The 23,668-nt window shown below is 41.6% G+C and carries 16 protein-coding genes; 12 read left to right on the plus strand and 4 right to left on the minus strand.

Annotated elements, in window-relative coordinates; all coding sequences use genetic code 11:
- Window positions 1–779: 779 nt before the first annotated feature.
- From ACTJKN_RS14095 to ACTJKN_RS14115, 5 genes are read left to right on the plus strand one after another with little or no spacing between them, the layout of a single operon-like run.
- Window positions 780–1,760 (plus strand): glycosyltransferase family 4 protein, encoded by a 981-nt coding sequence (locus tag ACTJKN_RS14095; protein WP_440825884.1) that lies wholly within the window; start codon window positions 780–782, stop codon window positions 1,758–1,760.
- A gap of 10 nt (window positions 1,761–1,770) precedes the next feature.
- Entirely contained in the window at window positions 1,771–3,672 is a 1,902-nt protein-coding gene (locus tag ACTJKN_RS14100) for a glycosyltransferase (protein ID WP_440825886.1), read from the plus strand.
- The gene (locus ACTJKN_RS14105) at window positions 3,662–4,267 is read left to right on the plus strand and encodes a D-glycero-alpha-D-manno-heptose-1,7-bisphosphate 7-phosphatase (protein ID WP_440825887.1); all 606 of its coding nucleotides are present in this window, start codon (window positions 3,662–3,664) and stop codon (window positions 4,265–4,267) included. The genes ACTJKN_RS14100 and ACTJKN_RS14105 overlap by 11 nt, the downstream gene beginning before the upstream one ends.
- Complete coding sequence (locus ACTJKN_RS14110) at window positions 4,227–5,729, plus strand: PfkB family carbohydrate kinase (protein ID WP_440825889.1); 1,503 nt, start codon at window positions 4,227–4,229, stop codon at window positions 5,727–5,729. The genes ACTJKN_RS14105 and ACTJKN_RS14110 overlap by 41 nt, the downstream gene beginning before the upstream one ends.
- Window positions 5,729–6,799, plus strand: coding sequence for a glycosyltransferase family 9 protein (locus ACTJKN_RS14115; protein WP_440825891.1), 1,071 nt, complete (start codon window positions 5,729–5,731; stop codon window positions 6,797–6,799). Before ACTJKN_RS14110 ends, ACTJKN_RS14115 begins: the two co-directional genes overlap by 1 nt.
- Here ACTJKN_RS14115 and ACTJKN_RS14120 read toward each other — a convergent pair.
- The 3 genes from ACTJKN_RS14120 to ACTJKN_RS14130 are packed head-to-tail and all read right to left on the minus strand — an operon-like array spanning window position 6,777 to window position 10,445.
- Window positions 6,777–7,754 carry a glycosyltransferase family 9 protein gene (locus ACTJKN_RS14120; RefSeq protein WP_440825893.1) on the minus strand — a complete coding sequence of 326 codons (978 nt, stop codon included), beginning with the start codon at window positions 7,752–7,754 and terminating at the stop codon, window positions 6,777–6,779. The two genes, ACTJKN_RS14115 and ACTJKN_RS14120, sit on opposite strands and share 23 nt — an antisense overlap.
- Window positions 7,755–7,756: 2 nt before the next feature.
- Complete coding sequence (locus ACTJKN_RS14125) at window positions 7,757–8,728, minus strand: glycosyltransferase family 2 protein (protein WP_440825896.1); 972 nt, start codon at window positions 8,726–8,728, stop codon at window positions 7,757–7,759.
- Window positions 8,670–10,445: a carbamoyltransferase family protein gene (locus ACTJKN_RS14130; RefSeq protein WP_440825898.1), complete on the minus strand. Its 1,776-nt coding sequence runs from the start codon at window positions 10,443–10,445 to the stop codon at window positions 8,670–8,672. The genes ACTJKN_RS14125 and ACTJKN_RS14130 overlap by 59 nt, the downstream gene beginning before the upstream one ends.
- Before the next feature lie 221 nt (window positions 10,446–10,666).
- Between ACTJKN_RS14130 and ACTJKN_RS14135 the strand changes: the two genes are divergently transcribed.
- Window positions 10,667–11,311, plus strand: a complete 645-nt coding sequence (locus tag ACTJKN_RS14135; RefSeq protein ID WP_440825899.1) for a response regulator — start codon at window positions 10,667–10,669, stop codon at window positions 11,309–11,311.
- 2 nt (window positions 11,312–11,313) lie between these two features.
- Here ACTJKN_RS14135 and ACTJKN_RS14140 read toward each other — a convergent pair whose 3' ends face one another.
- Window positions 11,314–12,816, minus strand: a complete 1,503-nt coding sequence (locus ACTJKN_RS14140) for an MFS transporter (protein WP_440825901.1) — start codon at window positions 12,814–12,816, stop codon at window positions 11,314–11,316.
- A gap of 587 nt (window positions 12,817–13,403) precedes the next feature.
- Here ACTJKN_RS14140 and ACTJKN_RS14145 point away from each other — a divergent pair.
- The 6 genes from ACTJKN_RS14145 to ACTJKN_RS14170 all read left to right on the plus strand — a co-directional run bounded on the left by ACTJKN_RS14145 (window position 13,404) and on the right by ACTJKN_RS14170 (window position 23,668).
- Window positions 13,404–13,760, plus strand: coding sequence for a response regulator (locus ACTJKN_RS14145; protein WP_440825903.1), 357 nt, complete (start codon window positions 13,404–13,406; stop codon window positions 13,758–13,760).
- A gap of 1,734 nt (window positions 13,761–15,494) precedes the next feature.
- Window positions 15,495–16,502 (plus strand): SDR family oxidoreductase, encoded by a 1,008-nt coding sequence (locus ACTJKN_RS14150; RefSeq protein ID WP_440825905.1) that lies wholly within the window; start codon window positions 15,495–15,497, stop codon window positions 16,500–16,502.
- Window positions 16,503–16,787: 285 nt separating this feature from the next.
- On the plus strand, window positions 16,788–17,150 hold the full coding sequence (locus ACTJKN_RS14155) for a response regulator (RefSeq protein WP_440825907.1): 363 nt from the start codon (window positions 16,788–16,790) through the stop codon (window positions 17,148–17,150).
- A gap of 652 nt (window positions 17,151–17,802) precedes the next feature.
- Window positions 17,803–18,309, plus strand: coding sequence for an RNA polymerase sigma factor (locus ACTJKN_RS14160; RefSeq protein WP_440825909.1), 507 nt, complete (start codon window positions 17,803–17,805; stop codon window positions 18,307–18,309).
- Between the two features lie 802 nt (window positions 18,310–19,111).
- Complete coding sequence (locus tag ACTJKN_RS14165) at window positions 19,112–22,048, plus strand: CheR family methyltransferase (RefSeq protein ID WP_440825911.1); 2,937 nt, start codon at window positions 19,112–19,114, stop codon at window positions 22,046–22,048.
- A gap of 6 nt (window positions 22,049–22,054) precedes the next feature.
- Window positions 22,055–23,668, plus strand: coding sequence for a PAS domain-containing sensor histidine kinase (locus ACTJKN_RS14170; protein ID WP_440825913.1), 1,614 nt, complete (start codon window positions 22,055–22,057; stop codon window positions 23,666–23,668).

A 23,668-nucleotide genomic window follows, 5' to 3' on the forward strand; every position in this document is an offset into this window, starting at 1 on the left:
TTAAACAATGAAGAGCACCTTAATAAACAGAAAAAAGCGCGAATTGCAGCACTGGAAAAAACACTTAATGCACTCAAGCTACAAGTAGCTTAATCTTTTTTGTTATATAGTAAAAGAAACAAAAAATGCCGGCTGAAAATTTTTCTTTTGAAGCCAGTAGCGCGGCCAGAACAGTGCAACCCGAAAAATTTGTTAGGCCGGATTTAAGTGGAACGGGGATACCGTGCTATGGCCTAGCCGGATGGAAATGCAAAAGCCATTAAAACACTGATTAACAATAATTTGCAAAACATCGTCAATGATAGCGTAGTCGATTGCTTTTAATATATCAAAAAACGGGTCTTCGACTATGCTCTCCGTAGGAGTCCTTTGGACAGACTGACGTACGAACAATCTTTCAGTAAAATTTAAACAGGCTCATAGTATATCCATTTTTCTCGGGCTTACTCCATCAAGCGTTTACCATGATATGTTAAATCTTACATAAAAATCAGTCTGTATTTACAGTAGCCATCCCGTTTATTTGAACTTTCCTTCTGCACAGTTTTAATTTAAACCACATCAATTTCCCAAACGGTTTTAAGCCAACCAAGCAGAAACGTTCCTGCTAAACCCAAATTCTACAAACAAGTAATTCGGATCAGGTGTACGGGTATTTTCCACGTTAAAACGGGTATTTGCACAACGAACAAAACGCTTAGAAGTGCAGTTGTTTAAGCAGTTACCTTGGGCGGCTATTTAATTTACAGCTAAACGTAGCGCCCCATAAATTCATTATTATGCACGAATTAAACCGGTTAAAAATTTTTACGTGGCACATCCATGGCAGTTATCTTTTCTACCTTTCGCAGGGGGACTATGATATTTACATACCCGTAAATGAACTTAAAAGTGAAGGATACGTTGGCAGAGGAGAAACATTTCCCTTTGGCAATAATGTTATAGAAATTCCTGTTGAACAAATCCCTGGTCTGGATTTCGATGTCATTCTCTTTCAAACAGACGAAAACTACCTTTACGATCAGTTTGAAATACTTACCGGATACCAGCGTAGCCTGCCAAAAATTTATCTGGAACACGATCCGCCATGGAATCACCCTACCGATGCGCTACATCCGGTAACAGACCCAACAGTTATGCTTGTGCATGTAACACATTTTAACGCGTTAATGTGGTATAGTCCCGGAATACAAACTACCGTAATTGAACACGGCGTAACAGCTGGCGCACATCCTTATAAAGGCACATTGGAACGTGGAATTGTGGTAATCAACAATCTGCCCGCACGTGGCCGGCTTTTAGGGTTCGACATTTTCGAGGAGCTAAGCAAAACCATACCATTAGATCTGGTGGGCATGGGCGCTGAAAGTTATGGCATTGGCGAAGTACTTCATCCCCAGCTCCCTGCTTTTATTTCAAATTACCGTTTCTTTTTTAATCCGATACGCTATACCAGTCTTGGCCTGGCTGTGTGCGAAGCGATGATGCAGGGCATGCCTATTATCGGTATGGCGACCACCGAAATGGCTGTAACCATCAAAAATGGCTATTCCGGATTTGTACGTACCGATATTGAAATGCTAAAAAGAGATATGGAACTGCTGCTGGAAAATCCGCAGCTGGCCCGCCAAATGGGAAGCAATGCGCAGCGCACCGCAGAAGAACGTTTTGGCATCGAGCGGTTTACTCAGGAATGGCACAAGCTATTTAAATATATGGCTGTTAACAAACCTGTATACAAAAATACGAATCATACCTAAAACAATACCTATGAAAAACAGAATTGCATTTATAAGTGAACATGCTTCACCACTTGCCCTGCTCGGAGGAAAAGACAATGGAGGCCAGAACGTTTACGTTGCCGAAATTGCAAAGCAGTTGGGAGAACAGGGATACCAGGTTGATATTTTTACGCGCAGGGAAGATATTATTTCAAAAGAAGTGAATAATTTCAGCCTAAATGTGCGTGTGATTTTAGTTGACGCAGGACCTAAAGAAAAGGTTGATAAGGAAGACCTGCTGCCTTTTATGAAAGATTTTAGAAGGGAAATGGAATATTTTATCCAAAGAAATAAGATTTCCTACAGGCTCATCCACGCCAATTTTTGGATGTCGGGCCTGGTGGCAATGGAACTAAAGGAAAGGCTCGACATTCCTTTTGTAATTACCTTTCATGCCCTTGGCCATATCAGGAAAATGCACCAGAAAGAATTAGACCGCTTCCCGCCAGAGCGGGTTGATATTGAACGTGCCATTGTACAGCGCGCAGACAAAATAATTGCTGAGTGCCCGCAGGATGAAGAGGATCTGAGAACTTATTACCGTGCCGACCCTGAAAAAATGGTTATGATACCATGCGGTTTCAGCGCCGAAGATTTTTATCCGATTGCAAAGGCTACCGCAAAAACACTGCTTAAAATAGGCGAAGAAGAAAAAATAGTGCTTCAGTTGGGAAGGATGGTCAAACGTAAAGGTATAGATAATGTTATCGAAGCATTTGCCAAAGTTAAAGCGAACCATAAGCTACGCCTGATTATTGTTGGTGGTGAAGAAAATGCCTCAGGTTCTGATCCCGAACTGGAACGGTTGAAGGAACTAACGGTTAAGTGTGGTGTTGAAAATTCGGTAAGTTTTGTCGGGCAGAAAAGCCGCGAGCTGTTAAGGTATTATTATAGTGCAGCAGATATTTTTATTACGACCCCTTGGTACGAACCTTTTGGCATTACGCCAATAGAGGCAATGGCCTGTGGTACTCCCGTTATCGGATCGGCCGTAGGCGGTATAAAATATACTGTACAAGACGGACATACAGGTTATCTGGTTCCTCCCAAACAGCCAGATATACTGGCAGAAAAAATAAGCATGCTTTTGTCAGATCCTGCCCTGCTCAATAACATGTCTAATAATGCGCTACAGCATGTACAGCGCAACTTTACCTGGAAAAAAATCGCCAGGCAGATACATGATTGTTACGAAGGCATACATGCCAATCAACAAAAAATGCAGCAACAGGAGTTTGAAATGATACAACGTGCCTTTGAAGAAGGCGCCAGAACGTTCGAGCGCACCGCCAGGGAGCTAAGCACAAAAGTAGCGCTGGCTGGCGAAATGATGAGCAGTGCATTAAAAGCCGGTCACAAAATACTGGTTTGCGGAAATGGCGGAAGTGCTGCAGAAAGTCAGCATTTTGTTGCCGAACTGGTAGGACGTTTCGAAGTACCACACCGCAAAGGGCTTCCGGCTATTTCGCTTAATGCAGATACGGCTATTATAACTGCCTGGGCAAACGATTTTGGATACGACGATGTATTTGCCAGGCAGGTTCAGGCCTATGGCAACCAGGGCGATGTACTGCTTTGCCTGAGCACCAGCGGTAACTCAGATAACATCATAAAGGCCATGCAAATGGCAAAAAAGAAAGGGATTTGCTGTATCAATATGCTCGGTAAAGATGGCGGGCGGGCAGCAAGCTATGGTGAGCTGAACCTTGTTGTTCCTTCGCAGAGTACACAACGGATCCAGGAAATGCATCTGCATCTGGTACACCTGCTCTGCACAATCATCGAAAACCGGATGTTTAACGTTGCTTTTACCAACAAAACAGCAGCCAAAGAACAGCTATTGCCTGTGCTGGCCCAATCTGAAACAATGTTCAACAGTTATGGCAGTTAAACATGCAATATTTTTAGATAAGGATGGAACGCTTATTCCTGATATTCCATACAACACGGATCCTGCGTTGATCAGCCTCGAAAAAAATGTAGGACAAACACTTGCAAGGTTAGCAGTGCATTATAAACTGATTATTGTATCCAATCAGAGCGGAGTTGCATTTGGGTATTTCGATGAAAACGACCTGAAAAGGGTGGAAAGACGTATTGAAAGCCTGCTGCAGGAATACGGAGTAAGCTTAAGCGGTTTTTATTATTGCCCGCACCATCCTAACGGCCATGTAGCCCCTTATATCACATTGTGCAATTGTCGGAAACCTAATCCAGGCTTAATTATCAGGGCTGCTGCTGAACATGATATTGAATTAACCGGTTCATGGATGATCGGAGATATACTCAACGATGTACAGGCCGGAAAGGCAGCGGGCTGTAAATCTATCCTGATTGACAACGGCAATGAAACCGAATGGGACTTAGACGAGCCTAACCGTATTCCCGACTTTATCTGTACCGATTTTGCGGATGCTGGTAACCATATTCTTAACATTCTAAAACATGAAAAACACCTCAAATCCATATCATCATTTTCTAAGTAAATTTAAACACAAAAAAATATTGGTAATCGGCGACCTTATACTCGACCGCTATCTTCAAGGTAACTGCACCCGATTGGCACCTGAAGCTACTGTACCGGTTATCGATGTTAATCTAAATAAAGATTGCCCTGGAGGTGCAGCCAATGTTGCGGCAAACCTTAGTGCATTAGGGGCAGAAACTACCTTATGTTCGGTTATAGGAGCCGACGGGCACGGCACTACCCTGACAACACTGCTTAAAACGTTGAACGTAAACACAACATTGATTATCAATGACCCGGATCGGGCTACCCTTTGTAAAACCAGGGTGAGTTCTGGTTCACAGCTGATTGTCCGCTATGATGAAGGCAGTTGCCATCCAATAGCACAAAACACTACAGTACAATTGATTGCCAATATTAAAACAGTATTTGATAGCGTGGATGCTGTAATTATTTCTGATTATGATAAAGGAGTAATAACGAGCGATCTGATCAGCGCATTAAGTGTATTGGGCGGTACCTCAAAAAAAATATTTGCTGTTGATGCGCGTGACTTTACCCGCTATGCAACTTTTGAGCCTACATTGATTAAACCTAATTATGCTGAAGCCTTAGCCTTAGCCCAATACAAAGCCATTAACGCTAACCGACTGGAACAGGTAAAAAACTGGGGGAAAAATCTTTATGAGCATACCAGGGCAAAAAACATTTTGCTGAGTATGGATGCTGACGGGGTGTGCTGTTTTGAACGGGGGCGCTTTAGTTTTCATTGTCCGGTTCCGAAAGTAGCCAACCCACAGGTAAGCGGTGCAGGTGATACTTTTATGGCTACCGCACTAATGGCTTTACTCAGTGGTGCAGATCTTAGCGCTGCTACCACGCTTGCGGTAAGTGCAGCTTCGGTAGTAATAAACGAAGCACATACGGCAGTATGTAATATTGAGCGTTTAGCAGAAAACTTCAGCGAAAAACGTAAACTATTGACTAATAGGCGCGAAATTAAACAGTTAATAAGTACTTACAAGGCACAGGGAAAACGGATTGTGTTTACCAATGGTTGTTTTGATATTCTGCATAGTGGCCATGTAAGTTACCTAAAAGGATCAAAGGCCGAGGGAGATATACTCATTGTGGGATTAAACAACGATGAGAGTATTAAAAGGCTAAAAGGGCTTCAACGCCCAATCAATTCTTTAGCAGACCGCATTGAGGTGCTTTCTGAACTATCTTGTATTGACCATATTATTTCCTTTGGCGAAAAGGGAGATGATACGCCTGTAAGTTTGCTCAAACAGATTCGCCCACATGTTTTTGTTAAGGGTGGCGATTACCGTCATAAATTCCTGCCCGAAGAAAAAATACTTCAGGATATGGGTTGCAAGATTGTCTTTTTGCCTACTGTTGCCAACAGATCAACTACAAATGTAATTAGCAAAATTCAGCAAAACTTAGGTTTGTCTAACGCTAACACGATAAATTAATGGAATGGAAATCCTGTAAGAACATTCTGGTTATCCGACCAGACAATATGGGAGATCTGCTCATGTCGGCTCCTGCCATTAGCGCTTTAAGCAAAAGCTTTAAATGCAATATTACCCTGCTCACCTCAACTATGGCACTTGAGGCCTCTGGGCTGCTTCCATGGGTAAACGAGGTAATCTGTTACGACTTTCCCTGGGTAAAAACACAAGATGCCCAGCCCTCCGAAACATTGCCAGCGCTAATAACGGATATTAAGCGCAGGGCTTTTGATGGCTGCATCGTTTTTAACGTATACAGCCAGAATCCTGTCCCATCAATAATGATTGCTTTTATGGCTGGCATCCCTTTGCGTGCAGCCTACTGCCGCGAAAATCTTTATGGTCTGCTTACCCATTGGCTCGCAGATACAGAGCCTTATTTCGAAATCAGGCATCAGGTACTGCGCGATCTAAAACTTTGTTCGTTTATTGGTGCCAACACCGCAGATCCGCACATCAGGATCACACTAGAAGGTGATATCGAAAACAGAAAATTAAAAGATCTTAATCTAAAAAAAGATGGTTTTTTTATGCTCCACATTGGTGTTTCAGAGAAAAAACGACAATATCCCAAAGACGAGTGGATAAAGCTAGGAAAAACACTTATCGAGAAGTATAAACTGCCACTCCTGTTGAGCGGAAGCAAAAAAGAGCAATGTGTGATAGCAGACATTGCGGCAGCTATTGGCAAAGATGCTATTTCAATAGCAGGCCTGCTCAATTTAAAAGAACTGGCCAGCTGCATTGCCATGGCAAGGGCGATCATTAGTGTAAACAGCGGCCCTATGCATTTGGCTGCTGCCACTGGCACGCCTATACTCGCGTTATACGCAAGAACCAACCCGCAGCACACGCCATGGATGGTGCCCTGCAAAATTATCGAATTCGATGCGCCGCCGTCACTTCAGAGTAAGAATCAGGTTTTACGTTTTCAGTCAGAAAAGATCTATCCTTTTCCCATTACATTTCCAGATACTTTCACAATAGTGAACGAATTTAATGATCTGCTCAACGAAACAACATCTCCTTAACTGCTTGTTCTACCAGCGTATAATCGGGCGTTTCGGTCCAATCGATAGTTCGGTGTCTGCTCACATCAAGTGGAGCCCAGCGCCCGGGCTCTCCATCCATACTGATGATAACACTTTGTACTTTAAGGGCCGCTGCCATATGCGATATGCCGGTGCAATTGGATATTAACCCATTCGAGCCTTTAAGTAATGCACCTACCATTCCCAAATCGGTTTTACCCGCTACAATAACCGGTTTACCCTTTATAAGGTTAGTTACCTGTTCAATAATATCATATTCATCGGCTGTTCCGGTAAATACGATCTGAAAACCCTGTTCAATACAATAGTTAGCCAGTTTAGCAAAGTTGGCAGGTGGCCATTGCCTCCAGGCCCCGCGCGAACCACAGTGCATGCAGATATATTTATTGCCTGTATCTAATTTATTCAGCCTTTTAAAATCACTTTCATATAAGGGGAAAAACATTTCTGTTGTTACAATAGGAACGCCCAAATGTGCCATTAAAGCAATGTGCCTTTGGCTCTCGTGCCCTGCATTGGGATAGGTCATCAATAAATTATTATTTGCGAGTTCTACAGCATCAATGGCAAAGCCGCCAAGTTTACTATCAGAAAGATCGGCAAGCATTCCATTAACAATTGTACCATTGCCCTGCATCTGTAAAATGATATCAAACGCTTCTGTGATGAGGCATTTGCGAAATTCTACAAACCCTTCTTCATCAAATGGTCTTTCAGGTAATCCAGGATAACCGGGAAAGTCGATAAAACGATCGAAAAGTTCATCAAAACGTTCAATTAATTGCCTGGAGGATGGAAGACCGATAAAAACAATTTCTGCATGGGGGCATGCCAAACGTAAATTTTTTATGGCTGGCATTGCACACAGTAAATCTCCGAGCTGGAGGGCTCTGAAAATGGCAATCTTTTTAAACTGCAATATTGGCCTTTTCATTTTTAAAAAAGCATTTTCCGATAACGGATGCTACCGTAAATCCGATAATATACAGAGAGAAAAGGAATGAAAACAGATGTAATGAGCATCTCTGCAACGTGGCTGCGAGAGCGGCTGGTTTTCTGCAGGCGTTTAAGCGCAAAACCTATAATTAAAACAAGCATAACGAACGTGATGCCCGCAGAAAGCCTGCTGTGCCCCCCTAATGCTGTAACCAAACCAAGTATACAAAGCACTACAATAACATAGTAATTCCACAAGGGCGACCGCTGTATTTTTTGCCGGTAAAGCCCTGGATATTTTTTGAATAACAGTACATCAAAAATCCCTTTTCGCTGCTCTTTTAAACTTATTCCCCAGGCTGCTTCGCGCACAGGATGAACAACCACCGCCTGCTCATTTCTGTATATGGGAACATTTGCGAGCATTAATTTAAACTCAAGGTCAGAATCTTCACGCCATGCCATACTAAACTGTTCGTCAAAACCACCGGTTTTAAACAATGCAGCTTTGGTACAGGCGCAGTTGGCAGTTATAAAGTCAGCCTCCGAAAGCCTCGCTGTATTCAAGGCAAAGTCAGTAGGCTCGGCATAAAGGGGAACAACTGTTTTACCACTATAGGCTACCAGTTCCCGGGCCTGGTGATGGTCCATAAAACCCTTTAGCCAATCTTCCTGTGGCAGGCAATCATCATCGGTAAAAGCCACAAGCTGTGCACTCGCCATTAACCAGCCTAAATTCCGGGCAGCCGCTGGTCCTTTCTTTTCAGCAGTGCAGCGCACAACCAGCCGGAAAGTATAATTTTCGCTCCGTCGGTCAAGTTCTTCAATGATTTCCTCACTGGGCCCGTCATTTACCACGATCACTTCAAAATCATCAGCCGGAATACTTTGTTTATTTAGTGCATCTAAGCAATTAACCAAGAGGTTCAACCTGTTGTAGGTTGGAATAACTACTGATATTTTTTTTGGCATCTGTTTTAGTGATTAAGTATGAACCGATAATAAGCGCATCAAAAGGCGACGACCAGAAACATTCTACCGCATCTCTGGGTGTGCAAACAATTGGCTTCCCCAGGGTATTGAAAGACGTATTGATGAGCACCGGAACCCCGGTAATTTCCTTAAAGGCTTGTAATAACCGATAATACTGTGGATGCTGTTCTTCGTTTATGGTTTGTACCCTTGCTGTGCCATCGGTATGCCTCACAGCCGGAATAAGGTCTTCTTTTTCTTTAAGCACATCATAAATAAAAAGCATAAAAGGCGAAAAATCTGCATCCTTAAACCATAAATGTGCATCCTCCTGTAGCACTACCGGCGCCACAGGGCGGAAATCTTCACGGTCTTTCACTTCGTTTAGCATTGCCTGCATCCTCGGATCAATGGGCGATGCGAGTATAGATCTGCTGCCCAGTGCCCTGGGGCCAAATTCCATTCGGCCCTGGTACCACCCGATGATCTGGTTATCAGCAAGTAAGCCTGCGGTTTCTGATGCAACATCATCCATCTTAGTAAAGGGTACTTTTGCCCATTTTAAAAAATGCTCAATCTCTGCATCACTGTATTCAGGACCCCAATAAACGTGATCCATAATAAATTCTTTTTTTACCGACTTGCGCTCATTAATGTCTACGTACATCGCCGCCCCTAAAGCTGTACCCGAATCACCAGCTGCAGGTTGTACCCACACGTTTTCAAATGGCCCTAAATCCCTTATTCTGGCGTTCAGTACACAATTAAGCGCTACCCCTCCGGCCATAACCAGGTTTGGCACTTTTGTAACCTGGTAAAGGTATTCGACCAGCTTGAGTACCGTTTCTTCTAATACCAGCTGCAATGAACGGGCAAGATCGAAATGAAATGCAGTAAAAGGTTCATCTTTTAGCCTCGCCGGACCAAACCTTTCACTTAGGTTTTCACCGCTTACTGTGTACTGGCCATTATCACCCAGCTTGATGATATCTCTAAACGCTGCAGCAAAACGTGGCTGCCCGTACGAGGCCAAAGCCATTACCTTGTATTCGTCGGATGAATGCAGGAAACCCAGATGAGTCGTTAGCCGCTCATAAAGCAAACCAAGTGAATGTGGAAGATTGACCTGATTGATCCGGGTCATTTCTGTCCCCTTCCCTATTCCATAGGTAGTAGAAGCCACTTCACCCCTACCATCTAATGTAAGTATGGCTGCATGATCATAGGGCGAAGGAAAAAATGCACTTGCCGAATGTGCGGCATGATGATCTACATAATGCCACTGCCAATCGCTAACTTTTGAACCATAAAAACGTTTTTGCAGGTGGTGCGGATAACCATCTACGAGTTGGTGTGGTGCATTTAATATGGAAGAAAGAAATAAATTATCCCATGATTGCCTCACGGTACCAGCAGAACCGTTATCGGGGTAAAACGGAATTTCACAACCTGGCTGATTCTGTTCGTGTGGTGGTATCAACAATGCGGGATCAAAAGAATAAGCAATATGATCGACGTCTTTTAAATGGATGCCGGCAACCTTCAAACAATAATCTATTGCATGGAAAGGAAGCTCGTACGTATTAAAGGGAATAGGCCGTTTGCCATGTTTGATATGGGTAAAACGTTCATCTTCTACAGCAGCCAAAAGCATTCCGTCTTTTACAATGCAAGCTGCAGAATCGTGAAAAACTGCATTGATACCGAGTGTAATCATATTCGATAAGGGTTAAGTGAAGGAAGTATTCCCTTTATTAACCATTTATAAAGTGAAGTGATTTTGGTTTTTTATAAACAGGTATAATCCACTATAGCTATCGTATAAATACTTAAAGTGGCCCCTCTTTACACGTGGCGTAAAACTTTTTTTTTCAAGAACATGTTTATTTTGTAACAAGGAATAGCTTTCAAACCGCTCATACGGTTACATATAATAATATGATCAAAGTAATTATAGTTGACGACCATCATGTCGTAAGGGATGGTATAAAAATGCTTTTAAATTCCGGTGAGGAGATTGACGTTATCGGAGAAGCAGGCGATGGAAAACAGGTTTTAGGCCTGATCGATTCAGGTCTTAACCCTGATATTGTCATTTCAGATCTCAATATGCCCGTAATGGACGGCCTCTCACTGATCTATAAACTTAAAACCGATCGCCCTGAGATCAAAACAATGGTACTTTCTGTTTCAGAAGATGAAAATCATGTTACCCAGGCATTTAACAATGGATGCAAAGGCTACCTGAGTAAAAGTGCGCAGCCCAATGAACTTATTTTTGCCATCAGGCATATCCATTCGGGCGGACGGTATCTTGGTGCGGACCTTGGGGTAAAGATGGTTGACCTTGTTGTGCAGACAAAAAAACAAGAGCTCTTTCCCAATATTATTTTTACTTCACGCGAAAGTGAAATATTACAGCTTATTGCTCAGGGCTTTACAAATAGTAGCATTGCTGAAAAGCTTTTTATCAGCAGGCGCACAGTAGAAGGCCATCGGCAAAGCCTGATCGAAAAAACGGTTTCAAAAAACACCGCTGAATTAATTGGCTTTGCCTACCGTTACGGACTTATATTAAGCTAACCTTACCTAGGGATTTGTTCATTTGTATCTTTTGAACGTTTAAATCTGTTCCGCCCTGCTTTAACACTGGCTTTTAATTGCTCATGAATGGCAATGATATCGCCGATCAGAAAATAATCACGAAGATTGTTCCTGATGGTGGTGCGCATAATCCTGCGGACTGTATTTTTATGAATTTCTCCTAATTCCTTTACATACGAAAGCTGATTGAGTGCAAGCAGTGCAAAAAATGCACCGATCACAAACAAAAAGTTCCATCCGTGGAGCTCGAGCAGTTTAAAAGTTTTGTGCAATATCGGCGAACTCCAGTCAATAGTCATTAACAGTTTGCGTTTTACGAAATATCCTGCAAGCAGCCCACCTATCAACGGGCCTAGTGAAGAAGCTATAGCCACTACAATGTTCTTTACAGAAAGATAAACAATGGCATCTTTTTTTGGCGCCAGCTTAAGCCCTATATTGTTAAGTGAAAGGTTAATGCCCGCAATTGCAAATCCACTGGCCAAATGAATACCCAACAACAGTAACAGATTGGCGTATTGCCTTGAGTAGATCCCAACAAAACACCAGGCCAAAATACAGAGGATATAAAGTGGTGCTGCAACACCTATAATACTTTTATTGCTGTAACGATCTGAAAAGGTGCCCCAAAGCCGCAGTGTTAATATACCGGCCATTTGTCCGGCAACGCCTAAAATAATCACATAGGAGAGCGAAAGTTTTAAGGTAGTAAGCATAAAAACAGTAAAAAATGGCGTTGCGATATTAAGTGCAAATGCCCATGAGCAGTTAAAAACAAGAAGTTTACGAAAGTTTGGATTTTTAAATGGAGTTTTAAACAGTCCGAAAACATTACGTTCAGAAAGATAAGATTGCGGTTCCTGTGCCCTTGAAAGAATAAACCCACCAATTAGCCCCACACCTCCGGCAACCGAAAAAAAGATAGCGTAAACCATCAGCTGAAAATCAGGAAACCGGCTCTTAACGTAATCCAAAAGCAATGCCAGAATAATACTCAAAACCACATTGAGTAGCTGCGTGTATCTGTTCCTCCTTGAAAAATATTCTCCGAGCACACTTTCGGGTACCATGTCTTTAATCCACGAATTCCAGCTAGGCCCTGCTATAGATCCAAACAGGTAGTGAAAAAAAAGCATAAATATCAGCAGATCTAAAGAAAGTTTGGAAAAAAGGAGTACACTAAAGCCCACCAGCAGTAACGGAACCCTTGCCAGGTAAGCACAGAGTACAGCTACTGCTCTGCGGTTGTGGTACCGCCCAACCAGCCATACCGATACCAGTTGAAATACGTTTGTTGCAAGTGGAAGGGCTGCCAGTAGTCCAATCTGGATACTATTGGCACCCAAAAGTAATGCCATGGAAACCAAAAATGTTCCGCTGGAAAAAACGGTCATTGCCTCAGCAGCCAAACCATCCCATATTACAATTTTCAGGCCTTTTTGTACATCTCGTTCGGTGAGCGATTCTTTCGGTGATAGAAACATAACTAGCGGTTTAATCAATTGCGGGATGCGGTTTGGCACTTTCAATTGGACAACTAAATCCGGAGATTTTCTATCGTGCTAATTACTCCGGATCAATGGAATTCCCATTGCTGTTTTTTTATTGGTACTATGTATAACAACAGCACAGCCAACCATTTGATTACCCAATAAATACCTGTTTTATGGTTTTGTATACGTATTTTAAAAGGAGTATAATGCTACAATGCTTAATAAAAGCTTTATTCCTAAGCATTTATCATTTTTTTTTATAAAACTGCGTTGCGCAACTCACCTTTGCTATATTACCAAAATGCATAAGCCGGGCTGCGCTAATTAGCAGTTTTTCATTTCAAACAGGTAGTGAACTACTTAAAATGCTGCAAGAACTACCCCTTTTTAGCTAAAAGCTATTAGAATAACCTTTAAAGCCGTAATTTAACTATATCAAAAACAGCTATATGGATTAAAGCACCTAAGATCCATTTAGACAAACCAGCGTTGCTGAACAAATAACGACAACATTTAATTCCCTGTGATAAGATCGGGGCGACAGTTTTTTTTGGATTTCATATTAAAATAAAACAATTATGTCAAAAATTCTTGTATTAGACGATGATCAGAGTAATGCCGATGTTATCCAAATGGTATTGGAAGATCAGGCATTTGTGGTGGTGAGTATTAACCATAGCGACGAGCTGCAGAGCGCCATCAAAAATTTTCAACCGGATTTGATTGTGATGGATATCCTGTTGGATAAAGGTGACGGTAGGGAGCTATGTAATGCCATTAAACGTAATACTGAAACCAGAAATATCCCCGTTTTGTTAATAACGGCAATGCTTGAATCGCAGGCGGAAAAGATTCCAAGCATGGCTGATGGAATCATCTTTAAACCATTCGACTACGTCAAACTTCACCGCAAGGTACGCCGGTTAATACATTGATTAAGAGCATGTTTAAATTTTATCAGAATTTATTCGTATGTCAGTCTGAGCGTAGTCGAAGACCCATTTTTTGATTATTAAAAGCAATCAACTCGCTACCATTGACAGATTTAAAAGAAAGGTCGTTATTGCGAGCAGAAACGACGAAGCAATCTTTCATGCTAGTGATCCTTGCGTAAAGGTTGCTTTGTTGTCTGAAAAAGCCTTCTCTCAACCCATAGCTATCGGATGACGGTCACACTCTCGGTCCGTCACCCTGTACTTGTTTCTGGGTATTACTTTTATTATAGTTTTTCACCATATAAGGAATGTAAGAACATAGGAGGCATTGAGCTTATATGTAACTTATGTGCTCTTATATGGTTCAGTTTTTTGGCCCGCTATATCATAGAGGCACTAAACTTTGTGTTCTTTGTGACTTAGTGGTTAATCTTTTCTCTGCTGTCATTAATATTGATTTTTTATAAGATTAATTAACCCTCAGTGTAACAGAAATATTAGATAAGTAAAATAATTACATTAACTTTAAACAGGCTCTAAGACTAATCATAAAAATCATGTACAATAGCATAAAAGATAAGATTGGATATGGCTATTGAGTAACGCAGCCGGATCTGTTACAGGTAATCCGGTCTATCAATTACATACTCCGATAGAGTGGTCGTCTTTCCCGCGCAGGCCTATCATGTGGAGAGGGTCTTTTTGAGTTAATTTTTTAGGCGTTTTGCTAGCTTCCTCAAATAACCCATTGTTTTAACCGAAGAACGCCGTCAATCCCAAGGGCTCGGGAATCAAAAAAACAGTTTCAGGAAAGAACTAATAGCACTGCCAAACCTAAAACGTAGTGGTTTTGTGTTCATAGATGCTAATTTAAAGTTTTAAGAAATATTGAACACAAACCCCGAAGGGCTCAATCAGCCCAAAGAAAACATAAACAACACCTGATTAAACGAAGTGCCGCTGTTTTTTTGATGTGGGCAGGGTTGTGTAAAAGCCCCTTGCTGGATTGACAGAGCGCTTTGGGTACTTTGGCGCTCCAAAATGCGCCAGCATTCTTGAGCACAAATAAAAACAACTTGATCTGCGAAAAACTACCATGCCGCCGCGGCATAGAGCGGAAATGACAATGTTTGCGTAACTAATATTTTTCAAAAAAATACCTTTTTGTAGCTGGAAAGATGCTGATCCCGAATATTCGGGACAGCATGACGACCGCCTTAATGAAAACGTACTAAAAAACAAATATAGAATTAACAAAAGATGTGTACACACGATAGACGCAGGCGGGAACCACGATTGCTCAGCAAAGCTAATCTTAAAGCGCTTGCATTACGGTTCCCAATCAAGTTGGGGAATGACGAACCGCCAAACCATATCATCAACCCTCCGGTGTATTTGAAAAATTCTAAACTCTATCAATGACAGATACTAAAAATCGGCGTCATCTCGACCGGAGCAAGGCGGAGTGTTCCAAAGGAACTCCTTCGGAGGAGAGATCTTTGACCATGTTTAAAAGATCTCTCCACTGCGGTCGAGATGACGATTTATCTCAACCTCTCATCCGTGTTTATCTGTGTGCATCTGTGGTTAAAGCGCTTAACTTAACGACATTGACAGAGACATGAAATGGCAGCAGCTCAAGTTCTACGGGGGAAACATGATGTAATAATTTCAAAAAAACCAAACCAACTAAAATCTGATGTGGTTATATATGAAGCAATTAAAAACTTCATTATGGACAAGAAAAATATAATCACCCGACGGGAGGCTATTGGCAGCCTCGGCATTGGACTGGCTGGCGTGGCCATGTCGTCAAATTTAAATGCTGCAACTTTGGTACAGCATAACGATAGCCCGAACAATGCGTTAGAAGATCCCACAACAAAATACCCACGTCCTCCTTTTAACCACCAGAACCAGCCCTGGCCGGCACTGGCCAGTAAAATGGTACCGAGGCCCGATCATGGCGAAAGCAGTTACAAAGGTTCCGGTAGGCTAGCTGGCAGAAAAGCACTTATTACCGGTGGCGATTCGGGCATGGGCAGAGCTGCCGCAATTGCTTATGCCAGAGAAGGTGCCGATGTTGCCATAAACTATCTCCCACAAGAGGAACCTGATGCAAAAGAAGTAATTGAACTGATTAAAAAAGCTGGTCGTAAAGCAGTAGCCATTCCTGGTGATATCAGGGATGAAGCCTTCTGTAAAAAATTGGTAGATACTGCTGTAAGCCAGCTTGGCGGCCTTGACATCCTCATTAGCAACGCTGCAAGACAGCAAAGTACCCCATCACTGGCAGACTTAACCAGCGAACAGTTTGACTGGACAATCAAAACAAATATATACGCGCCATTTTGGATTATCAAAGCAGCATTGCCACATTTAAAACCGGGTTCATCGATCATTGGCACTACTTCTGTTCAGGCAACCGACCCCTCTCCTGATCTTTTTGATTATGCACAAACAAAGGCTGCTACGACCAATTTTGTAAAATCACTTGCTAAACAGCTAGGTCCGAAGGGAATAAGGGTAAATGGAGTAGCACCCGGCCCCATTTGGACACCGCTACAGATGGGAGGTGGATCAACACCTGAAAAACTTAAAGAATTTGGTAAAGATACACCCATGGGCAGGCCTGGCCAGCCAGCTGAACTGGCATCCATTTATGTCCAGCTTGCAGCAAATGATGCTAGTTTTTCAACCGGCCAGATTTATGGTGCTGCAGGTGGAAACGGACAGCCTTAAATAACAGGCTTATGAAACCGTTAGAAAACCTGACCGGAAAGCATGATAATCTGAATTTCCCCAAAAGACGGATCATTAAGCAAACCGGAAAGGGTAATCGCTACTGTGCCAGAAGCAGTATTAATAAGAATTGAAAAAGTAGATCATCATTTAGCCAACCCCGTATTTCCCGCAAAACAATTGCGCAAAATACGGATCTGATAACATCTTTAATACTATAAATCAGGTAGTTACCTCTGTACGATAATATCTAATTTTAATCTCAGTTCTCATATAACTGAGGTTATGCCCAAAAAAATTATCCTTATAGAAGATGACCCGTCCAATCTAGATGCCTTAACACTTGCCCTAACCTGCAACCAGTATCAGGTATTTGGTTTTTTAAATGGTATGCAGATGATAGAAAGCATTAGATCCATCATACCCGATATGATTATCATCGATATCATGCTCGGGTATGAAGATGGAAGAAAGTTATGCAGCATGATCAGGGAAACACCTGATATTAGCCATTTACCTGTAATCCTTACCTCTGTTAACAGCAATATATCAGCAATAAGGGATTGTCAGGCAGATGCTTTTATCGAGAAACCATTTGATATAGATGAAATGTACCGGCTAATCGAATCTCATATGCTGATCATGTAAAGGCAGAACAGGCATTTGTCCACTTCGAATATTCTTAAAAAAGAATTCATCACATTCAGCCCAGGGAAATTGCTTTTAACTTTTGTTCAATAATGTCCCTCTTCTTTGCGCATACTTAAGCATTATATTTGCCACGGAAGCACGAAAAACACGCAAAAACTTTAATCCCCTCCGTGATTTCTGTGTTTCCGTGGCTAATGTTCTTTTTGCACAGGCGTTGTTTTGAGAGCGATTTGCCTAACATTAAGCCGGCTAATCGAATCACATATGCTGATCATGTAACGGCAGAACAGGCATTTGTGCACTTCGGATATTTTTAAAAAAGAATTCATCGCATTCAACCTAAGGAATTGCTTTTAACTTTTATTCAATAATTTTTCCTCCTTTTTGCGCATACTTAAGCATTATGTTTGCCATGGAAGCACGAAAAACACGCAAAAACTTTAATCCCTCCATGATTTCTGTGTTTCCGTGGCTAATGTTTTTTTGCCCAAGCGTTGTTTTAAGGGCGATTTGCCTGACGTTCAACCGGCTGATAATCGGGTACTTTCCGCTACCTGTGGTTTATACCCTCAAACTCAGGGCAGCCTAAAAGCGCAGTGCCAAATGGTATATCCTTTGATGGATTTTATACACCTAAAAACATATACCTATGACACAGTACGAATTCTCACAAAACATCAGCCTCTATTCTGGGGCACTGCGCTCACACGCTTTGAAATTTACTAACGATCATGATGATGCAAATGACCTCTTGCAGGATACTTTGGTAAAAGCAACACGCTTTGCTTCGAAATTTGATGAAGGCACCAATATAAAGGGATGGCTATTTGTAATTATGCGCAATACCTTTATAAATACTTATCGCAAACATCAAAGGCACCGCGACCATGTGGTACAGGTTGAAGAAATTTCATCGGTACAGCTCGGCGGCAGCGCAACTTTAAACCAGGCCGAGAGCAAGTTTGCAATGGAAGATATTAAAAATGCTTTAAAAAGGTTACCCAAGGCTTATTCGGTGCCCTTTATCAGATATTTTGAAGGTTATAAGTACCAGGAAATCGCACTTGAGCTCGACATACCTGTTGGCACGGTGAAAACCCACATACACCAGGCCAGGCAACTGTTAAAAAAACAGCTCAAACAGTATAAAAAATAAGCAGGCTGACGTCTACGTTCAATGACATTAAATGTTTTAACCCCCTCACTAGCGCAAGTCTTAGTAGCTAGGGCAGTGCTGGTGGTTGACTTGTGCTTTAAATTTTCTTAAGAGATTAATAAATTGATTTGACTTAAAGCACAAGTCAGGCCTTTGCATGGGCTGGGGCGCTAAGACTTGCGCTAGATAAGGATTTTTATGCAATAAATTAGGCCTCAATATGACAATTATATTTATGATACAACTGTTCCAAATACTACACACCGTATTTCTCCGTCTGCTTGCGACTAATACCCAATTTTGAACAAATAATACCCAAAATACTATCGGATATATGAGAAAATTCGAGTACTCAAAAACAACACACAACAGATTAAATATCAATCAATTAACACCAAACCAATTCAATTATCACTACAAAATTCTTAAAAAAGCATTTTCCTCCACTACAATTCAAGATTTATTAGTCTCTTAAGTTTGAAGACAGAAAAAGAGATCTCCTGGCTATTGTTTTCATTTTCAGTTAGATCGGCATTTTAAATAATGCTAAGTTTTGTAAATCGTTTTAAGGCTAATCTTTACAATTTTAAGCACAAGCACCTGCGGGTTTTGACTGGCCCAAAATTTCGCTTATATTTATCCTTTAATTATCCTATGGGAACTACACATGGACTTTCCAGCGTTTGATCTGACCCATAATCCCAATGTCGAACAAAATGCGGCATCAGGGCAGTATAGCAAGTATCCGCGTTCCCCTTATCCATTCCACAATGATAATTGAGATGCGAAAAACATAAAAGAAATGCAAGAAAACCAAGATGGTGCTCAGTCACATCATCCAGCAGAGCTGAACAGGGAAACGCCTCAGCAGGCTGCTTCTTTCCCAATTATAGGTATGGGCGGAGCCAGCGGATCCTTACCTGCCTATCAAAAATTCTTTACCCATATGCCTGCCAATGCCGGCATGGCTTTCGTAATTATTATCCACCATGATAAAGCCGAAGAACTGGATTACACCGTCTTGCTCAAGGAGTCGACCAGTATGCAGGTATTGACAGCAAAAGATGGTATGGAAGTATGCGAAAACCACATCTATGTTATTCCCCCGAACGTTGATATGGGTATTCATAATGGCCATCTATTACTTTTTAACGCCTCACGACCAAAAGGCGCACACATGCCTATTGATTATTTTTTCCAGAGTTTAGCTGAAGATCAATGGAACAAGGCTGTTGCCATCATCTTTTCTGGTTTAGGGGCCGATGGGGAAACAGGTTTGAGAATGATCAAGGAAAAACTCGGCATGGCCATGGTACAAGAGCCAGATACAGCCGAATTTTCGAGCATGCCTTCTGCTGCGATTAAAACCCACATGGCCGATTATGTTCTTCCCCCGGAAGAAATGCCATTAAAACTGATCCAATACCTTAATCATCCGGTCCTAGTAGGTGAAGCAAACGAAGAGCTAACTTCACCCCTTACCAATAAGGTACACATACAAAAAATACTAATGTTATTGCGTTCGCAAACCGGACATGATTTCACTTTATATAAAAAAAATACCATTTCCCGCCGCATAGAGCGCAGGATTGCCTTTCACCAATTGCCAGATTACGAAAGCTATGTAAATTATTTAAGGGAAAATCCGGCAGAAATAGATACCCTGTTCAACGAACTTCTGATCGGGGTAACAAAATTCTTCAGAGACCGCCATGCCTTCGATAGCCTAAAAGAACATATTTACCGCTTGCTTGAACAAAAAAGCCCGGAAGAGCCGATCAGGATCTGGATTGCGGGATGCTCAACAGGTGAAGAGGCCTACTCTGTTGCCATCATCATTACCGAGTTTTTAGACAACCTTAAGTCGAAGCGGAAGCCTAAAGCCCAGATTTTCGCTACCGACCTCGATCCAAATGCGATAGACCATGCACGCGCAGGTTTTTATTTTTCGAATATCGTTGCAGAATTGTCTGCACAACAGCTTGAGAGATTCTTTGTTAAAAAACCAAATGGCTATACTGTAAAAAAGGAAATCAGAGAGATGATTGTTTTTGCACAACACAACCTGATCAAAGATGCCCCTTTTACCAGGCTCGATCTGCTTTGCTGCCGCAATGTGATGATTTACCTGACTACAGAGCTGCAGAAAAAGATTATTCCGGTTTTCCATTATTCGCTGCAAGCAAACGGCCTCCTTTTTCTAGGACCTGCCGAATCTGTGGGTGCTTTTAACGATATTTTTAACAGTATAGATTCGAAATGGAAGATTTTTGAACGTAAGGAAGGTGTAAGTGCCATTGGAAAAATATTGGATTTCCCTTTCCACATCGCCAATCAGGATAAACTGGGTAAAATAGACAGTGCGGCAAAAGCAGTGGTTAAAAACCCAATTGCCGAAAACTTTAATAAGGTACTGCTCGAAAATTACACCCCCGCTTCTTTATTGTTGAATGAGAAGGGCGAAATCCTTTACATCAACGGTAAAACAAACCGGTTTATCCAGCTTAATCCCGGCGAGGCGGTAATGAATATCCATCGGATGGTAAGGGAAGAACTTAAATACGTATTGGGAAATGCCATTCACTTGTGCCTGACCAACCACACAAAGGTCGAAATTAACGATATCCGGATCAAAGAAAACAACCGTACTTACCTGATGGGCTTTTCTGTCGAGTATCTTAACGAGCCTGCACTTCAAGGTCTTTTACTGGTAAATTTTTATGAAAAGGGGCTGGTTAGAAAATCTGTAGCAAGAAAATCTAAGTCTGCATCCAATATCAGCGAAGGGGCGGTAGAAGAACTTGAAAAAGAACTTACCTATACCAAACAGCAACTGCACACCACCATTGAGCAGATGGAAACCTCCCTGGAAGAACTAAAATCGACCAATGAAGAGCTGCAGAGCACCAATGAGGAACTGCAGAGCACCAATGAAGAAGCATTAACCACCAAAGAGGAAATGCAATCGCTCAACGAAGAACTGATGACGATTAACCTCCAATACCAGAACAAGGCAGAAGAGCTCACCCAGCTGAACAATGATATGAAAAACCTGCTGGACAATACCGAGATCGGCACCATATTTCTTGATAACCAGCTTAACATCTTACGTTTCACCCCCCAGGTAACCAGACTGTTCAATGTAATTACATCCGATATTGGCCGTTCCATTACCCATATTGTTTCAAATTTCGAATATCCTTCTATTGAGCAGACCATTAATGAAGTAATTACCAGCTTATCAGGTAAAGAACTTGAAATCAAGACCAAAAAAGGCGAATGGTATAACCTACGCATCATGCCCTACCGTACAATGGATAATTTCATCAATGGTGCTGTACTTACGTTTACTAAAATTACACCAATAAAATCAATGAATGCCAGGATGCTCGGCTTATTGCAATATGCACAATCAACAGCCGACCTACATCCTCAGGCTACTGTTGTATTGGATGCAGACCGAAAGGTATTGGTGTGCAATGAGAAGTTTCAGAACATGTTCCGTATACAAGAATATGAAATAAGAGAACTTTCTTTCAAAGAAATTGTTATTAATAAGTGGCAGATGGATCTTCTCTCTGACAAGCTCTCCGATTCATCCCTAACAAGTGAAGAAATATATGTGCAGCACCATTTTAACGGGCTGGGCTTAAAACACTTGGAAATTAAAATAGAAAGGATCATGGAAAAAGGAACAGGGAGTACTTTAATCATGATATTGAGTTTTAAGGAAAAATAAAAAAATTTGAACAAAACATCAAAAGAAGTTATTCTTTCGGCACTCAGGGCTAAAGCAGAAGAACTTTTAGCCGAAAGAAATTTTGCTGGCCAGAGAATACCTCCAGACAGCGAAATGGCTGTTTTAATTAACGAACTGGAGATCCACGAAATTGAAGTGGATATGCAAAACGATGAACTCCGTGAGTCCTACAGGGCAATCGATATAGAGCGCTCAAGGTTCACCGGCTTTTTCGATGCTGCACCCATAGGTTATTTTATTCTCGATGCGTTGGGCATGGTTAGCGAGGTGAATAATACAGGCATAAACCTGCTCCACACACACAGAGATGCAATTTTGGGCAAACATTTCTCTTTCTGGATTTTACCTGAAGTAAAGGAGCATTTTTATACTTTTATTTTAGGACTGGAAAATTTAGATCATACCGGAAGTTATGAAACACTCATCCGGCTTTCGGATGAAAAAATAATGCAAGCACAGTTGGGCGGAATAGCCATGAAAAACCCGCAAACCGATGCAGCTGAATATTACATTACCTTAACAGATATTACAGCATCAAAAAATGCTGCACAGATACTTAAAGAAACTACCGAACGACTTAACCAGACATTAAAAGCCTCTTTTACAGGTACATGGACCATATGGCCCGATAAAAAAAAGGTATATTTTGATGAATTTAGTAAAAACATCCTCGCACTTAATGCTAATGATTTTGATGGTACTTTAGATGGTTTACTTAAGCTGGTAATCAGTGAAGACCGTGAAAAAATAAAAACAGTATGTGAAAAAAGCAATACGCTGAGAGAAATAGACATGGAGTTCCGTTTAAAATCAGACCACGGGCTGCCAAAAACAATCCTGGCTAAAGGAAGAGAAATTTCAAAACCTGGCGAAGACTGTTATTTTACCGGAATTTTATTCGATATTTCTGAACGTAAACGTGCGCACGAAATTGAAGAGGCGAATAAACGGTCTCAACAACGTTTGTTAACACAGGCCGTGCTTGATGCACAGGAAAAAGAGCGAAGTAAAATCAGTGCGGCCCTGCACGATAGTATCTGCCAGCTGCTTTATGGCATCAGGTTCAACATCAATCACCTTAAAAAAGCAGATGAAGCTCAACTTAAGGCCGAAATGGGTAATGTGACCAAATTGCTCGATCAGGCCATACGCGAAATCAGGGATATCTCTTACGAACTTACCCCTTCTGTACTTAAAGATTTCGGATTTACAGCCGGGATAAAAGAGATGAGCCAACGCCTGAGCAATAGCGTTTTTAAAATCAACAATCAGATACACCGGAATGCCGATAAGTTACCGGGCGATGTACAGTTATATGCTTTTCGCATCATCCAGGAACTGATCAACAACAGTATCAAGTATTCGGGTGCTACACAGGCCTCCATATCGGTATGTACCGAAGATGGAAAAGTAAACATTACGGTCTGCGATAACGGAAAAGGGATTGATCTAAAAAACGAAAAACATCTACGCGCAGGGTCTGGATTAAGGGGAATTAAAAACAGGGTAGCCATGTTAAATGGTACATTTAGTGCCTATAACAACAATGGAGCATGTTTTAGCATCTCTTTCGATCCAGCGGAATTTAAAGAAGAGTGA

Origin of the sequence: Pedobacter sp. 22163, assembly GCF_052045595.1 — a bacterium.
Taxonomy (GTDB): Bacteria; Bacteroidota; Bacteroidia; order Sphingobacteriales; family Sphingobacteriaceae; genus Pedobacter.

What these genes read in the sequence shown, in the direction of transcription:
- ACTJKN_RS14130 (WP_440825898.1), bottom strand. Translation starts at nt 10,445, where the DNA reads ATGATTACACTCGGTATCAATGCAGTTTTTCACGATTCTGCAGCTTGC.
- ACTJKN_RS14135 (WP_440825899.1), top strand. Translation starts at nt 10,667, where the DNA reads ATGATCAAAGTAATTATAGTTGACGACCATCATGTCGTAAGGGATGGT.
- ACTJKN_RS14120 (WP_440825893.1), bottom strand. Translation starts at nt 7,754, where the DNA reads ATGAAAAGGCCAATATTGCAGTTTAAAAAGATTGCCATTTTCAGAGCC.
- ACTJKN_RS14100 (WP_440825886.1), top strand. Translation starts at nt 1,771, where the DNA reads ATGAAAAACAGAATTGCATTTATAAGTGAACATGCTTCACCACTTGCC.
- ACTJKN_RS14115 (WP_440825891.1), top strand. Translation starts at nt 5,729, where the DNA reads ATGGAATGGAAATCCTGTAAGAACATTCTGGTTATCCGACCAGACAAT.
- ACTJKN_RS14105 (WP_440825887.1), top strand. Translation starts at nt 3,662, where the DNA reads ATGGCAGTTAAACATGCAATATTTTTAGATAAGGATGGAACGCTTATT.
- ACTJKN_RS14150 (WP_440825905.1), top strand. Translation starts at nt 15,495, where the DNA reads ATGGACAAGAAAAATATAATCACCCGACGGGAGGCTATTGGCAGCCTC.
- ACTJKN_RS14095 (WP_440825884.1), top strand. Translation starts at nt 780, where the DNA reads ATGCACGAATTAAACCGGTTAAAAATTTTTACGTGGCACATCCATGGC.
- ACTJKN_RS14125 (WP_440825896.1), bottom strand. Translation starts at nt 8,728, where the DNA reads ATGCCAAAAAAAATATCAGTAGTTATTCCAACCTACAACAGGTTGAAC.
- ACTJKN_RS14165 (WP_440825911.1), top strand. Translation starts at nt 19,112, where the DNA reads ATGCAAGAAAACCAAGATGGTGCTCAGTCACATCATCCAGCAGAGCTG.
- ACTJKN_RS14110 (WP_440825889.1), top strand. Translation starts at nt 4,227, where the DNA reads ATGAAAAACACCTCAAATCCATATCATCATTTTCTAAGTAAATTTAAA.
- ACTJKN_RS14140 (WP_440825901.1), bottom strand. Translation starts at nt 12,816, where the DNA reads ATGTTTCTATCACCGAAAGAATCGCTCACCGAACGAGATGTACAAAAA.
- ACTJKN_RS14155 (WP_440825907.1), top strand. Translation starts at nt 16,788, where the DNA reads ATGCCCAAAAAAATTATCCTTATAGAAGATGACCCGTCCAATCTAGAT.
- ACTJKN_RS14145 (WP_440825903.1), top strand. Translation starts at nt 13,404, where the DNA reads ATGTCAAAAATTCTTGTATTAGACGATGATCAGAGTAATGCCGATGTT.
- ACTJKN_RS14160 (WP_440825909.1), top strand. Translation starts at nt 17,803, where the DNA reads ATGACACAGTACGAATTCTCACAAAACATCAGCCTCTATTCTGGGGCA.